At 63.0% G+C, this 419-nt stretch carries 1 protein-coding gene; it reads left to right on the forward strand.

What is annotated here, in order from left to right; all coding sequences use genetic code 11:
• Positions 1 to 419, forward strand: a 419-nt coding sequence (locus LH128_RS30230; RefSeq protein WP_008833503.1) for a sigma-70 domain-containing protein, incomplete at both ends; no start/stop codon positions are given.

Consider the following 419-nt stretch of genomic DNA (forward strand, 5'->3'; position numbering starts at 1 on the left):
ATCCCGGTCCACATGATCGAGACGATCAACAAGCTGGTGCGCACCAGCCGTCAGTTCCTCCACGAGCAGGGCCGCGAGCCCACGCCCGAGGAAATGGCCGAGCGTCTGTCGATGCCGCTCGAAAAGGTGCGCAAGGTGATGAAGATCGCCAAGGAGCCGATCTCCCTCGAAACGCCGATCGGCGACGAGGAGGATTCGCACCTCGGCGATTTCATCGAGGACAAGAACGCGATCATTCCGGTGGACGCGGCGATCCAGGCGAACCTCAAGGAAACGGTCACCCGGGTCCTTGCGAGCCTTACCCCGCGTGAGGAGCGCGTGCTGCGCATGCGCTTCGGCATCGGCATGAACACCGATCACACGCTGGAGGAAGTCGGTCAGCAGTTCTCGGTGACCCGCGAGCGCATCCGCCAGATCGA

The organism is Sphingomonas sp. LH128, assembly GCF_000293195.2.
Classification (GTDB): Bacteria; Pseudomonadota; Alphaproteobacteria; order Sphingomonadales; family Sphingomonadaceae; genus Novosphingobium; species Novosphingobium resinovorum_A.